We start from the raw sequence: 14,323 nt of genomic DNA on the forward strand, positions 1-14,323 counted from the left end.
ATTTCGTGATTGGTGAGTCGTTGTTAGGAGTTGCCAGATTAGCGCTCGGGGATGATGAAAAATAATGGTATTATTTCAGGGTTCCATTAATTCCACTCATGGATTGCCGAATGATTGAACGTAACCACCTGGAAGTGCTCAGGGCAGTTGAAACCGAAGGTTCCCTGACGGCAGCCGCCAGTCGCCTCCACCTCACCCAGTCCGCGCTCAGTCACTCCATCCGCAAACTGGAGCAACAACTGGGCACCCCGGTCTGGTTGCGGGAAGGGCGCCAACTGCGGTTAACCCAGGCTGGCAGTCATTTGCTGGCCCTGGCGAATCGCCTGCTGCCACAGTTTGAACATGCAGAAATGCTGATCGGCCAGTTTGCCAAAGGGCAGGCGGGCACCCTGCGCATCGGCATGGAGTGCCACCCCTGTTACCAGTGGCTGTTGAAAGTTGTTGGGCCTTATCTCGAGCAGTGGCCCTCGGTGGACGTGGACGTAAAACAGAAATTCCAGTTCGGCGGCATTGGCGCCTTGTTTGGCCACGACATCGACATGCTGGTCACCCCGGACCCGCTGCACAGGCCCGGTTTGGTATTCGAACCGGTGTTTGATTACGAACAGGTGCTGGTCGTTGCCACCAATCACCGGCTGGCGGATAAACCCTGGGTAGAAGCGGCGGATCTGGAGCCGGAAACCCTGATTACCTACCCGGTCGCCATCGAACGGCTGGATGTGTTCAATTATCTGCTGGTCCCCGCCAACATGCGCCCGGCCCGCCACAAAACCATCGAAACCACCGATATCATGCTGCAGATGGTGGCTGCAGGCCGTGGCGTGGCCGCGTTACCCCGCTGGCTGGTAACCGAATACAGCGACCGGCTGGGCATTGTTCCGGTAAAACTGGGCAAAGAAGGCATAGCAAAACAGATATTTCTGGGCCGGCGGGAGCGGGATGTTGGTGTGCAGTACATGGATTCGTTCATGAAGCTGGCCCGGGAGGTTCGCTGGCGCTAAGGTTTCGGTTACACTGCCCGGAAAATTTTGTCAGGAATTACCCTTATGAGCGAAACACCTCCCGATCTGAAATACATTGAAACCCACCAGTGGGTGCGCGTAGACGCTGACGGCACTGCCACTGTGGGCATTACCGACTACGCCCAGGAGCAGTTAGGCGATGTGGTGTACATTGGTGTTCCCGAAGTGGGCGATACCGTTACCGGCGGCGAAGAAGCCGGCGTTGCCGAATCCGTGAAATCTGCCTCGGATGTGTTCAGCCCGGTAACCGGTGAAGTTATCGAGATTAACGAAGCCCTGGAAGATGAGCCGGAGAAGGTTAACGAAGATCCTTACGGCGATGGCTGGATGTTCAAAGTAAAGCTTGCTGACCAGGGCGAGCTTGATGGACTTATGGATGCCGATGCTTATGCCGAGCATGTAGCGGCCGCCGAATAAATCGAGTAGGAACCGTCGGGCAAGGCTTTCCAAAACACGCTGTGAATACGTCCGTGTACGCTTGGCTCCGCCATCCCTGGCTCCGCACAGTTTTGGAAAGCCTTGCCCGACGGTTCCCCCGAGCTTGGGTGCACCTGCTCGGGCTTCATGTATAATTTGCGCCCTATTTTTCTCTACCCTAGGTGGCCCCAATGAATTTCCCGGTTTTATATCTACGAAAAGGCGCGGAGCGCAGGCTTCGGGCTGGCCATCTTTGGGTTTACAGCAACGAGGTGGATATCCAGCGCTCACCGCTGACGCAGTTTGAGGCTGGCACACAGGCTGAGTTGCGTGCTTCCAATGATAAACCGCTGGGAGTGGTTTTTGTGAACCCCCACGCCCTTATCTGCGGCCGCCTGATCAGTCGTGATGCCGCACAGGGCATGACACCAAACCGCCTGACCCAACGCATGGAAACGGCTCTGGTGCTACGGGAACGGCTGTTCGATAAGCCCTTCTACCGTTGGGTGTTCGGCGATAGCGATGGGCTGTCCGGGCTGGTTATCGACCGGTTTGGCGATACCGTGGTGGTGCAGATCTCCACTGCCGGCATGGAGCAGATGAAGGAATCCATCGTTCGTGCGGTTCAGCGGCTGGTGCACCCCAAAGCCATCATTCTCAAGAACGATGGCAAGATGCGCAAGGTTGAAGGGCTGGATACCTACATTGAGCAGGCACATGGCCCGGAAGTGTCACTGCTGGAAGTGGAAGAAAACGGCGTTCGCTTCGAAGTGCCCCTGGAAGGCGGCCAGAAAACCGGCTGGTTTTACGATCACCGCATGAATCGCCAGCGCCTGCAGGCCTATGCGCCCGGAAAGCGGGTGCTGGATGTGTTCAGTTACGTGGGCGGCTGGGGCATTCAGGCGGCCTGTGCCGGTGCCACCCAGGTTACCTGTGTGGACGCGTCTTCCACCGCTATTGATTCGGTACATCACAACGCCAGCCTGAATGGCCTGGAGAATGTGGAAACCATTGAGAGCGATGCCTTCGATGCCCTGAAGGCGCTGGCGGAAGAGAAAGAAAAGTACGACATCGTAGTGCTGGACCCACCCGCACTGATTCCCCGCCGTCGCGATCAGAAGGCTGGCGAGCAGGCCTATGCCCGTTTGAATCAGTTGGGGTTGCGGCTGCTGGAGCGGGACGGAATTCTTGTGTCGGCTTCCTGCTCCATGCACCTCCCCCAGGAAAAACTGGTGGACATCATTCGTGGCAGCGGGCGCAAGATTGACCGTTTTGTGCAACTGCTGGAGCAGGGGCATCAGGCGCCGGATCACCCGATTATTCCGGGCATTCCCGAGACGGACTACATCAAATCCTGCTTTGTACGTTCGCTGACCGGCTTTATGTGAGGGCAATGCTGCTAAACGCGTGCTCCGCGAGAAAAGCGCAGCACGCGTTTAGCGGGTATCAGCCGCGCAGTGTCATAACACCCCAGCCCTGGTTTCTGGCGTGCTTTTCCAGTTTGGGGTCCGGGTCAACCGCGATCGGATTGTCCACTATTTCCAGCAGCGGCAAGTCATTGTGTGAATCACTGTAGAACCAGGCGCCGTCCAGGCTTTCACCGTGGGCCTCCAGCCAGTCGTTCAGCCGGGTGACCTTGCCTTCCTGAAAACTGGGTGTGCCGGCAATCCTGCCTGTGTAACGGCCGTTGATCATCTCCGGCTCGGTAGCAATCAGGTGTTCGATATCCAGCAATTCTGCTATGGGTTCGGTCACAAACCGGTTAGTCGCCGTGATAATCATCAGAGTGTGGTTGCGCTGCCGGTGGCTGTTTAAAAGCTCGTGGGCTTTTTGCAGCAGCATGGGGCGCACTTTCTTTTCCATGAATCTGGCCCGCCACTCCAGCAACTCATCCATGCTGTGTATCGACAGGGGCTGGAGCGCGAAGCCAAGGTAATTCAGGATGTCCAGTTCGCCATTCAGGTAATCCTGATAGAAGCGATCGTTGGTTTTGCGGTAGGTTTCGGCATCCACAATACCTTCTTCTACCAGAAACTCTCCCCATGCGTGATCGCTGTCACCAGCCAGCAGGGTGTTGTCGAGATCAAAAATTGCGAGCGTCAAGCGGTTACCTCCAGAAACACGGGACTTGCACAAAGCCGCTATCTTAGCACGGGTACCTGCATGCAGCTGCGTTTGCCGAAGTCTTGGGATTCTGTAAGAATGAGCGCAACTTGGAAAAATCCGACCGGTAAATAATTAACTGATTTACCGACTTTATTGAGAGGACTGTGCCGTGATCGACTCAGACGGTTTCAGACCCAACGTCGGAATCATTCTGGCCAACCACCAGGGGGAAGTTCTCTGGGCAAGGCGAATAGGGCAGGATTCCTGGCAGTTTCCTCAGGGCGGTATCAATCATGACGAATCGCCGGAAGAAGCACTTTACCGGGAGCTTGGAGAGGAAGTTGGCCTTAGTGCCAATGATGTTGAAATCATCAGTTGTACCCGGGGCTGGCTGAGATATCGCCTCCCCAGAAGGATGGTACGGCACAACTCGCACCCCGTCTGCGTGGGCCAAAAACAGAAATGGTTCCTGCTGAGGATGTTATCACCGGATGCGCATGTACGCGTTGACGGTACGGATTCACCGGAGTTCGACGGCTGGCAGTGGGTAAGCTACTGGTATCCGTTGGGGCAGGTGATTTCCTTCAAGCGCGAAGTATACAGGCGTGCGCTGAGAGAACTTGCACCCCGGCTGTTCCACAACATGGAGCAGTGGCAACGGAGCGAGCACAACCGGCGTTTAAAGGAACAGGCAAAATGACGGACTGACACACCCATGCTGAGCATTCTGCGAAGTCTTGTACAAGAGGTAAACAGTGCCCGGGATCTTCATGAGGCGCTGGGTATCATTGTATCGCGTGTGCAGAAAGCCATGGGCACCGAGGTATGTTCTGTCTACCTTCTGGATCCCGTGTCCAACCGCTATATCCTGATGGCTACCGAAGGCCTGTACGCGCAAGCCGTTGGCAAGGTGAGCCTGGCGCATTCGGAAGGCCTTGTCGGGCTGGTAGGCTCCAGGGAGGAGCCCATCAATCTGGAAGACGCGCCCTCACACCCCCGCTACCGCTATTTTCCCGAGACAGGTGAGGAGCGCTTCCGCTCCTTTCTCGGGGTGCCCATTATTCATCACCGCCAGGTGCTGGGTGTCCTCGTGGTTCAGCAAAGGGAAAGCTCCCGGTGTTTTGATGAGGGGGAAGAAGCATTTCTGGTAACAGTGTCCGCGCAGTTGGCGGGTGTGATTGCCCATAGTGAAGCAACGGGGGCCATCAGCGGGCTCTCCCTGACCGGTGAAGAGGCCAGGGATGTCAGCTTCAGCGGCGTACCCGGTTCCCCTGGCGTGGCCATAGGCCATGGTGTGGTTGTCTATCCGGCGGCTGATCTGGACGTGGTTCCCGACAAGCCGGCCGAGGATATTGAACATGAGCTGGCACTTTTCAAGTCGGCAGTGCAAGCGGTCTGTAAAGACATTGAACAGGTTGCAGAACGTCTGACCTCGCGGCTGCGCCCGGAAGAACTGGCGCTGTTTGATGTATACCTGCGCATGCTCAGCGATGAAGCCTTGCCCGGGGAGGTCAATAGCCGGATCCGTGAAGGCATCTGGGCCCAGGGCGCTCTCAAACAGGTGGTGCAGCATTACGTTCGTCATTTTGAAATGATGGACGACCTCTATCTTCAGGAAAGGGCGGTTGATATCCGCGACCTCGGGCGACGCCTGCTTTCGCATCTGCAGGAAGATGAGCAGAAGGACCTGAACTACCCCGAACGCACGGTGCTGGTGAGCGAGGAACTGACCCCCGCTATGCTGGGCGAAGTCCCTCGCGGGCAGCTGGTGGGCCTGGTGTCGGTGAAGGGCTCCAGCAACTCCCACGTTGCCATTCTGGCCCGCGCCATGGGCGTGCCTACGGTTATGGGGTTGATCGATATTCCGGTCAACCAGCTCGATGGCAAAGAACTGATCGTTGATGGATTTGAAGGCCAGATTTTTGCCTCACCGTCTGCCGATCTTCGGGCCTTTTTCCAGGAGATCTGCGATGAAGAGGATGAGCTTGATCGCAGCCTGGAGGCGCTTCGCGATAAACCCTGTGAAACCACAGACGGGCACAGGGTGCCCCTGCTGGTGAATACCGGGTTGATGACCGATGTGGTGCGTTCTCTGTCCCATGGGGCAGAGGGTATAGGCCTGTATCGCACCGAAGTGCCGTTTATGATCAAGGACCGCTTTCCCTCCGAGCAGGAGCAGCGGCAGTACTACCGGGAGCAGCTGGAAGCCTTTGCACCCAACCCGGTTACCATGCGTACGCTCGATATCGGCGGCGACAAGGCACTGACCTATTTCCCGATTGAGGAAGAAAACCCGTTCCTGGGCTGGCGGGGTATCCGGGTGACCCTTGATCACCCTGAAATTTTCCTTGTTCAGGTACGGGCCATGTTGAAGGCCAGTGAGGGCCTAAACAACCTGCAGATTATGCTGCCCATGATCAGCAACATCTCCGAGGTTGAGGAGTCTTTGCACCTGATTTACCGGGTTTATCACGAAGTGCGGGAGGAGGGCTTCGACATCCACATGCCCAAGGTGGGCGTCATGGTGGAAATTCCCGCTGCTGTGTACCAGATTCGTGAACTGGCTGACCGTGTGGATTTTCTCTCGGTTGGCTCCAACGATCTGACCCAGTATCTGCTGGCGGTAGACCGCAACAACCCCCGTGTCGCACAGCTTTATCACTCGTACCATCCGGCCGTTTTGCAGGCACTGGTGCGTATTGCCCAGGATGCACACTCGGTTGGCAAGCCCGTGGGTATATGTGGCGAACTGGCAGGAGACCCGGGTGGTGCCTTGTTACTGATGGCCATGGGCTACGATTCCCTGTCCATGAACGCCGCCAGCCTGCCGAAAGTCAAATCCGTGATTCGCAGTGTCAGCCGGGAATGGGCGGTAAAGCTACTGAAGGATGTACTCCTGCTGGATTCGCCCCACGTTATCAAAAGCTGTGTGGACCTTGCCCTGCGCAACGCGGGCTTTGGCCGGTACCTCCGGCCAGGCAAAGCCGGTACGGTTGCGCTTGCCCCGCAAGCGAGTGCCTGAAAAGAGAACACGCCTTCTCAAATATAGGGTGCGTACTCTAAACCGGGTTGCTACCTTGTCAGGTGAAAAGCTCGAAGTATGGGCTCTCACTGTTTATACGGAAAAGGAAAGGCTATGAAAGCGCCAACCGATCTGAAACCCACTCCACGCATCGGCCTTGCGCTCGGTGGCGGTGGCCCTCTGGGTGGTATATACGAGATTGGAGCGCTGCGGGCATTGGATGAGGCCCTGGACGGGCTGGATTTCAACAACCTCGATGTCTACGTGGGCGTTAACGCCGGGTCTTTTGTTGCAGCTAATCTGGCGAACCAGATGACCACTGCGCAGCTGTGCCGGATTTTTGTTCGCAATGAGGCTGAGGTACACCCCTTCCACCCGGATGTATTTTTTCGCCCGGCTTTCAGGGAAATGGCCTCACGGATGCTGGCCGTGCCCGGGCTGCTGACAACAGCCGTTCAGCGCTTCATCAGTAATCCCTACGATCAGAGCCTGCTGGAAGCGATGACCATATTAGCCCAGGCAGCGCCTGCCGGGCTTTTTGACAACGAAGGCTTGCACGAATACCTCAAGCGGGCTTTTTCCATGCTCGGGCGCACAAACGACTTCAGGCAGTTAAAGCGCAGCCTATACATTGTGGCTGCAGACGTAGAAAGCACCGAGGCCGTATGCTTCGGCGCCCCGGGGTTCGATCATGTGCCCATCTCCAAAGCCGTTCAGGCAAGCACCGCATCCCCCGGCCTGTACGTGCCGGTTGAGATTGATGGCCGGTACTACGTGGATGGAACCCTGCGCAAAGGCCTGCATGCGTCGGTAGCCTTCGAGGATGGCGCGGATCTGGTGTTTGCCGTAAACCCCCTGGTTCCCATTGATGCCAGTGCTGCGGTCAGGGCCGGAACCATGGCTCCGGGAGAACTGACACGCTCGGGCATGCCAAACCTGTTGTCACAGATGTTCAGAACCATGGTTTACTCGCGCATGAAGTCGGGTGTCGCGCACTATGCGACGGATTATCCGGATAAAGATATCCTGCTGTTTGAGCCGACCCGGGACGACGCCAAGTTGTTCTTCTCCAACGTGTTCAGCTTCCAGTCACGCAGAATGGTGTGTGAACATGCCTATCAGATGACTCGCCGGGATCTGCTGAACCGGGCCGATGAACTGGAGCCAAAGCTGGCCAGGTACGGGATAAAGCTGCGCCGGGACCGGCTGGAAGATGAGCAGCGCACCATCAGCACCAGCCTCTATGGCGAAATGCTGCCGCTGTACGTGGCCAAGAGCCGGAAGAAGAAAGCGACGGACAAAGGCAAACTGGCGACCGGGCTGGAAAACGTCACCCACCTGTTTTCCAAGGCTCAATAAAAAAACGGGCAGGGTGTGCTAAACACACGCTGCCCGTTTATACGGCCGGTTGACCGGATCAGAGAATATAGCGGCTCAGATCTTCGTCTTCTGACAGTTCCGCAAGCTTTTCATTCACGTAATCCGCCGTTACCTCAAACGCCTCTGTTACGCCATCGCCGGCATCAAACGACAGGCTTTCCAGCAGACGCTCCAGCACCGTGTGAAGGCGCCGGGCACCGATATTCTCGGTGGTTTCATTCACCTTCCAGGCAATCTCCGCAATGCGGGCGATGGCATCTTCACTGAAGGTGAGTTTCACGCCCTCCGTTGCCATCAGGGCTTCATACTGCTGCACCAGTGACGCATCCGGTTCCGTAAGGATGCGCTTGAAATCGTCCGGGCTGAGAGCCTGCAACTCCACGCGGATAGGCAGCCGGCCCTGCAGTTCGGGGATCAGATCCGAAGGCTTTGACAGGTGAAAGGCGCCGGAGGCGATAAACAGAATGTGGTCTGTGCGCACCGAACCGTACTTGGTGCTCACCGTGCTGCCTTCAATCAAGGGCAGAAGATCCCGCTGAACGCCTTCCCGGGAAACATCCGAAGATGTGTTTTCCGAGCGTTTTGCAACCTTGTCGATTTCATCCAGAAACACAATGCCGTTCTGCTCCACCGCCAGGATGGCTTGCTGCTTGATGGAGTCTTCGTTAACCAGCTTGGCCGCTTCTTCTTCCTTTACCCGTTTGAGGGCGTCTGCCACTTTCATTTTACGGGGTTTGGATCTGTCTGCAGCCATGTTGGAGAACATGCTTTGCAGCTGGCTGGTCATCTCCTCCATGCCCGGAGGTGCCATGATTTCAACACCAGGGCCGGAGTTGCGAAGGTTAATCTCGATTTCTTTATCGTCCAGCTCGCCTTCCCGCAGCTTCTTCCGAAACATCTGGCGCGTGGAGGAATCCCGGGAAGTTTTCTGGCTGTCTTCGTCGAAGCTTCTGGCCGGTGGAATCAGAACATCCAGAATGCGCTCTTCTGCCGCATCCAGTGCTTTCTCCTCGTGGCGTTTCATTTCCTTCACGCGCAGCATTTTCACCGCCATATCCGCCAGATCGCGAATAATGGACTCCACATCTCGGCCTACATAGCCCACCTCGGTAAACTTGGTGGCCTCTACCTTCAGAAAGGGCGCATCAGCCAGTTTGGCCAGGCGCCGGGCAATTTCAGTTTTGCCCACGCCGGTCGGCCCTATCATCAGAATGTTCTTGGGTGTGACCTCATCACGCAGCGTGCTGTCCAGCTGCATCCTGCGCCAGCGATTTCTCAGGGCAATGGCCACGGCACGCTTCGCCTCTTGCTGACCCACGATGTGTTTATTGAGCTCGTGGACAATCTCACGGGGAGTCATTGCAGACATGGTTACTCCGGATCAGTCGTTTTGGAGGATGCTTTTCTGGAAAGCACCTCAAGGGTGCGGTTGTGGTTCGTATAAATACAGATATCCGCCGCAATATCCAGACCCTTCTCCACAATTTCATGGGCAGAAAGCTCAGTGTTTTCAAGCAGGGCGCGGGCAGACGCCTGTGCGAACGGCCCGCCGGAACCAATGGCAATCAACCCCTGCTCGGGTTCAATAACATCACCATTGCCGGTAATAATCAGAGACGCGGTTTCATCCGCCACAGCAAGCAGCGCCTCAAGCCGCCGCAGCGCCCTGTCTGTACGCCAGTCTTTGGCAAGCTCGACTGCGGCTCTGGTCAGGTTGCCCTGGTGTTTCTCAAGCTGTGCTTCAAAGCGCTCAAACAGGGTGAATGCATCTGCAGTACCGCCTGCAAAACCGGCAATCACCTTGCCATTGTAGAGACGGCGAACCTTGCGGGCGTTTCCCTTCATTATGGTATTACCCAGAGAAACCTGGCCGTCGCCACCCATGGCAACTTCGTCATCGCGTCTGACGGAAAGTATGGTAGTCATTATGGCTCCAATTGCCTGATAAAAATCGGTATTGGGCAGTTATGGAGGCGGCAATGGAGAATTCAAGTGGCTTAGGGGCAGGAGTCTGCAGGGTGCGGCTTTTCAAAACACGCTGTGAATACATCCCTGTACGCTCGGCTCCGCCATCCATGGCTCCGCACGGTTTTGAAAAGCCGCACCCTGCAGACTCCCGCAGCTATCGGGAACCGTCAGCCCTGTTTCGGAACCTTCCGGATGAGTGGCTGAATGTTAATCGAAACAAGCTTGTCGATAGCCGAGTTCATCTGGCTGCGGGACTTGAACGGGCCCACGTTCACCCGGTACCACACAGAGCCACTATCCAGCTCAATGCGCTGCACACTCGCCCTGAGCCCCTGGAACGCAATCTGGGCGCGCTGGCGCTCCGCGTCTTCCTGGCTGCGGAAAGAGCCGGACTGAACCAGATAGTCGAAATCCTGTTTGCTCGGTCCGGGTGTGTATTCTTCCACGTTAGACGGAACAACCTCGGATTCCGGAAGCATCTCATAAAACCGGAACCCCGGTTTTTGCTCTTTCTGCTTTGCCGTTTGCGCTGGTTGCTGCAGGGGCGGATTTTTGGCCGCAGGTGGCTGTTGCGGTGCATTGCCAGTGGGCACCGAGTTCAGATACACAATGAACCCGATAAAACCGCCGACGGTTGCCAGTGACAGAATCCATTTCAATGACAACCCTCCCCGCTGGGCCCGTGCTGGCGCTGCCGGTTTCGAGCGCTTCTTCCGGGCACGCGCAGGCTTGGCAGGCTTATTCCTTGACGTGGCTGAAGGCGTGCCGGGCCGGTTTTTTCGGGCATAATCTCGGGACATTGTTGTTACTTACATCTCTTCCGGAGCGCTGACGGCCAGCAGACCAAGCCCGTTGGCAATTACCTGGCGTACGGCCAGGTAAAGGCTAACGCGGGCATCGCGCAGGGCCGTATCCTCAATCAGCACTTTATGGGCGTTGTAGTAGGTGTGGAACTGCCCTGCAAGATCCCTCAGGTAATGGGCGAGGTGGTGCGGCTCGCGCTGGGCCGCGGAGTTGGCAATCAGCTCCGGATATTTGGCCAGTTGGTTTGCCAGATCTTTTTCTTCATCCAGAGTCAGCAAGGATAAATCGCCCACACACTCGTTCAGCCCGCGCTCTACACCTTCTACAGAGAGCTTCCGCAATACGCTGCAGATGCGCGCATGGGCATACTGAATGTAATACACCGGGTTTTCATTGGTCTGGGAGCGGGCCAGATCAATATCAAAGGTCAACTGGGAGTCTACCCGCCGTGCGGCAAGGAAAAAGCGTGTGGCATCCCGGCCCACTTCGTCGATCAGATCGCGAATGGTTACGTAACTGCCTGCACGCTTGGATATTTTTACCTCCTGCCCGGAGCGGGTAACCATCACCATCTGGTGCAGCACATAATCCGGCCATCCTTTTGGAATGCCAACCTCCAGTGCCTGTAGCCCGGCCCGGACCCGGGTAATGGTTGAGTGGTGGTCGGCGCCCTGTTCGTTGATAACGGTAGTAAAACCGCGCTGCCACTTGTCCAGGTGGTAGGCTACATCCGGCAGGAAGTAGGTGTAACCTCCGTCTTTTTTCCGCATTACCCGGTCTTTATCATCGCCGAACTCTGTGGTTTTCAGCCACATGGCGCCACCTTCTTCATAGGTGTAACCGTTGTTCTGGAGGCGCTTTACGGTAGCTTCTACCTTGCCGTCTGCATACAGGGACGATTCCAGAAAGTACACATCAAATTCGACGCCAAAGGCTTTCAGGTCCAGATCCTGCTCACGGCGCAGGTAGGCAACCGCAAACGCCTGAATGGCGGCAAGATCTTCGGGGTCGGCGAGAGCTGTTACTTCACGGTCGTCTGCCGTTACGGTTTCACCGGCCAGGTACGCCTTGGCAACGTCAGTAATGTAGTCGCCGCGATAGCCGTCTTCCGGCCAGCCTTCATCATCCGGAGTCAGGCCTTTAACCCGGGCCTGTACCGAGAGCGCGAGATTGTTGATCTGCGCGCCCGCATCGTTGTAATAGAACTCGCGGGTAACGTTATAGCCATTCGCCTCCAGAAGCCGGCAAAGACAGTCGCCAATAGCGGCTCCCCGGCCATGGCCTACATGCAAGGGCCCGGTGGGGTTGGCGGATACAAACTCCACCTGAACCTTCTCGCCCTTGCCGCTGTTGTTCCGGCCAAACTCCCCGGCCTCGTCCAGGATGGTATTAACAATCTCGAAGGCGCTGGCGGTACTCATGAAAAAGTTGATGAAACCGGGGCCGGCAATTTCCACCTTCTCCACGGCACTGCTTTCGGGCAGCTTTTCAATCAGCATCTCAGCCAGCTGGCGAGGCGCACAGCCCGCGGTTTTGGCGGCAACCAGTGCTATGTTGCAGGCATAGTCGCCGTGGGATTTATCCTTGGTGTTGCCTACTTGCGGCGTGTAAGTCTGATCGGCAGGCAGAGCGCCTTCGGATTGAAGAGCGGTCAATGCAGACTGGAGCAGGTCGGAAACGGTCTCTTTCATGCTGTGAGAAGGCTCAGTTTACTGGAAAGTTGGATTAGGGCAGGGCGCCCGATGGAAGTAGAAGGGAGGCATTATCGCGGAAAGATGAGATGTTCTCAAATATGTGGCCGCCCCTCTTCTCATCCTGAAAGACAAGCGGCCATACCTTTTAGTCAGAAAGGGGAGTTCGTGAAATGTAGGCGTTTCCGCTAAAAGGCGCCGGGGGAGTTACTTCAACCGTCAGGTAACCTGTGGACGGCGTGTCGTCAGCCTCTATGATAATGCACTGCACAACTGGCGATTCTCTGTACGAGGTTGTTGTTGTGAACGACGCTGGTGCAACGATGCTCCCATTTGTTGTCGAGAAGTTTACGCTTGTCCCTCCAGGCGGTGGGCCTTCGACAGTATTGTCTTGGCTGTCGCTGAACACACCTGCAACTCTAACGCACACTTCGCCAACTGCTACGGGCGTAGTATAATTAACAACAATTGTGTCGCTAGCCATGAAGATCTTTGCAGTTTGCGTGATTTCAAGTAGCGAAGAGGTGCAGTTTGCTGACGTATCGGCGCATGCTGTTCCATTGTAGATGCCATTTTTTGCATCATATTGACCGTTGTCGTTGTAATCAAAGTATTCTTCGTCTGCGTCGCGTACACCATTTCGGTTGCGATCCAGAAAAGCTTCGCCTTTATCATCGTTTGCTAAATTGAAGTTATCGTCAGCTGCGACGTATTTTCCGTCACTATTCAAATCTCTAAAGCTTTCCTCGCCTACAGTGCGGGCAAGAATAAGAACGACTCCATCTTCTGGTCTTGGGTCTTGGCTTATCCACTTCACTGAGCAAGCGCCATCCTGGAGTGTGCACTCACTCTGAACTGATCCGGCATTTGTCACATAGTTGACAATGGCATCGCTAATTCGGTTGTTGTTTCTATCTGCTGCTCTAATTACGATCGGCACTTCTACACCGTCGTAATTTCTTGCGTTTGGCAGGAAATTTTCCGTAACTGAGGCAGAAAAACTATCCTGATCTGGAATGGTTGCGCTGATAGAAATTGGTGCTGATGTTGTCTGAATCGGGACGCCAGTGTCCGGGGTGTACGTTGCTGTAACGCTCACTACAGTTGCAACTGTTCCCGCGTTGACTCGAGTAGTGGCGAGGCCTTTCTCATCGCTTTCGGTCAAGGATTGGGAAAGAGAAATTCCCCCCAGCGTAGTTGAAAGAGAAAACGTTATCTGCTCGCCTGTAGTTATTGGGTTGCCGTTTTTATCTGCAAGCCGGAAGGTCACTGCCGAGACGCTTGGTCTCGAACTGTTGGAGCTTCCGCTTAGTGCAATCGAATCCGGGGTTGCGCTGACGTACTCAAGCTCGCCAATTTCAGGGGCTGCAACAGAAATATTTGCGATCGCTGAAGATCCGTTTTCCAGTCGAGCGGTTATCGTGTCGGGGCCAGCACAGCCTGCCTCATATGTCGTGCTGAAGGATCCTGAGGCGGTTGTTACGGTACGGTCAAATATTGCAGTTTGGCAGAGGGAAGAAATGGCAACGGAGGTTTCCTCTGCATTGTATATAGTGTTTCCGTCCGCTGCGTTAACCACATTAAACTCGAGCCTGGTAGAACCACCTGCTGAGAGTGATGTTGCGGAAACTTTCATTTGACCTGATTGAAACGTCGAGCCGCTGCCGGTGCCAAGTTCAAGCGTTACTGTTTGCTCGTTTTCACCGCCAGTCGTTCCCCCTGTGTTAGCTCCACCGCCGGTGCTTACAAGGGGAGTTGAGTTTTCATCCCCGCCGCAGGCAGCAAGTATGAGGGCTAATGAAATTGCCGAAGCGCGCGCAAGGAGTTTCCCTGACATTTTTGATCTCCAGTTTCCGTTACAGCAAAAGCCTCTAAATGCGTGTTCCCGGCGTGATCGCCGCAAGCTAAAGTGC

Annotated in this window: 12 protein-coding genes; 6 read left to right on the forward strand and 6 right to left on the reverse strand. The window is 55.7% G+C overall.

The features are described from left to right. Nucleotides 1–110: 110 nt before the first annotated feature. The 3 genes from CDH48_RS13685 (at nucleotide 111) to CDH48_RS13695 (ending at nucleotide 2,827) form a co-directional block, all read left to right on the forward strand. Complete coding sequence (locus tag CDH48_RS13685) at nucleotides 111–1,001, forward strand: LysR family transcriptional regulator (protein WP_100689304.1); 891 nt, start codon at nucleotides 111–113, stop codon at nucleotides 999–1,001. A gap of 45 nt (nucleotides 1,002–1,046) precedes the next feature. Then, nucleotides 1,047–1,439, forward strand: coding sequence for a glycine cleavage system protein GcvH (gene gcvH / locus CDH48_RS13690; RefSeq protein WP_100689305.1), 393 nt, complete (start codon nucleotides 1,047–1,049; stop codon nucleotides 1,437–1,439). A 191-nt stretch (nucleotides 1,440–1,630) separates the two neighbouring features. Further along, entirely contained in the window at nucleotides 1,631–2,827 is a 1,197-nt protein-coding gene (locus CDH48_RS13695; RefSeq protein ID WP_100689306.1) for a class I SAM-dependent rRNA methyltransferase, read from the forward strand. Between the two features lie 58 nt (nucleotides 2,828–2,885). Here the strand turns inward: CDH48_RS13695 and CDH48_RS13700 are convergent, their stop codons facing one another. After that, nucleotides 2,886–3,542: a histidinol-phosphatase gene (locus CDH48_RS13700; protein WP_100689307.1), complete on the reverse strand. Its 657-nt coding sequence runs from the start codon at nucleotides 3,540–3,542 to the stop codon at nucleotides 2,886–2,888. A gap of 172 nt (nucleotides 3,543–3,714) precedes the next feature. Here CDH48_RS13700 and CDH48_RS13705 point away from each other — a divergent pair, with 172 nt between their 5' ends. From CDH48_RS13705 to CDH48_RS13715, 3 genes are all read left to right on the forward strand, one after another. Next, nucleotides 3,715–4,245, forward strand: a complete 531-nt coding sequence (locus CDH48_RS13705; RefSeq protein WP_100689308.1) for an RNA pyrophosphohydrolase — start codon at nucleotides 3,715–3,717, stop codon at nucleotides 4,243–4,245. A 15-nt stretch (nucleotides 4,246–4,260) separates the two neighbouring features. Next, nucleotides 4,261–6,567, forward strand: a complete 2,307-nt coding sequence (gene ptsP, locus CDH48_RS13710) for a phosphoenolpyruvate--protein phosphotransferase (protein ID WP_100689309.1) — start codon at nucleotides 4,261–4,263, stop codon at nucleotides 6,565–6,567. Nucleotides 6,568–6,681: 114 nt separating this feature from the next. Beyond that, entirely contained in the window at nucleotides 6,682–7,926 is a 1,245-nt protein-coding gene (locus tag CDH48_RS13715; RefSeq protein ID WP_100689310.1) for a patatin-like phospholipase family protein, read from the forward strand. Between the two features lie 58 nt (nucleotides 7,927–7,984). Here the strand turns inward: CDH48_RS13715 and hslU are convergent, their stop codons facing one another. From hslU to CDH48_RS13740, 5 genes are all read right to left on the reverse strand, one after another. Beyond that, nucleotides 7,985–9,316, reverse strand: a complete 1,332-nt coding sequence (gene hslU, locus CDH48_RS13720; protein WP_100689311.1) for an ATP-dependent protease ATPase subunit HslU — start codon at nucleotides 9,314–9,316, stop codon at nucleotides 7,985–7,987. A 2-nt stretch (nucleotides 9,317–9,318) separates the two neighbouring features. Beyond that, on the reverse strand, nucleotides 9,319–9,873 hold the full coding sequence (gene hslV, locus CDH48_RS13725; protein ID WP_100689312.1) for an ATP-dependent protease subunit HslV: 555 nt from the start codon (nucleotides 9,871–9,873) through the stop codon (nucleotides 9,319–9,321). Between the two features lie 209 nt (nucleotides 9,874–10,082). Beyond that, nucleotides 10,083–10,715, reverse strand: coding sequence for an SPOR domain-containing protein (locus CDH48_RS13730; protein ID WP_100689313.1), 633 nt, complete (start codon nucleotides 10,713–10,715; stop codon nucleotides 10,083–10,085). Nucleotides 10,716–10,724: 9 nt separating this feature from the next. Continuing rightward, nucleotides 10,725–12,410, reverse strand: coding sequence for an arginine--tRNA ligase (gene argS / locus CDH48_RS13735; RefSeq protein WP_100689314.1), 1,686 nt, complete (start codon nucleotides 12,408–12,410; stop codon nucleotides 10,725–10,727). A 148-nt stretch (nucleotides 12,411–12,558) separates the two neighbouring features. Beyond that, the gene (locus CDH48_RS13740) at nucleotides 12,559–14,247 is read right to left on the reverse strand and encodes a hypothetical protein (RefSeq protein ID WP_100689315.1); all 1,689 of its coding nucleotides are present in this window, start codon (nucleotides 14,245–14,247) and stop codon (nucleotides 12,559–12,561) included. Nucleotides 14,248–14,323 lie beyond the last annotated feature (76 nt).

The organism is Marinobacter aromaticivorans, assembly GCF_002806975.1.
Classification (GTDB): Bacteria; Pseudomonadota; Gammaproteobacteria; order Pseudomonadales; family Oleiphilaceae; genus Marinobacter; species Marinobacter aromaticivorans.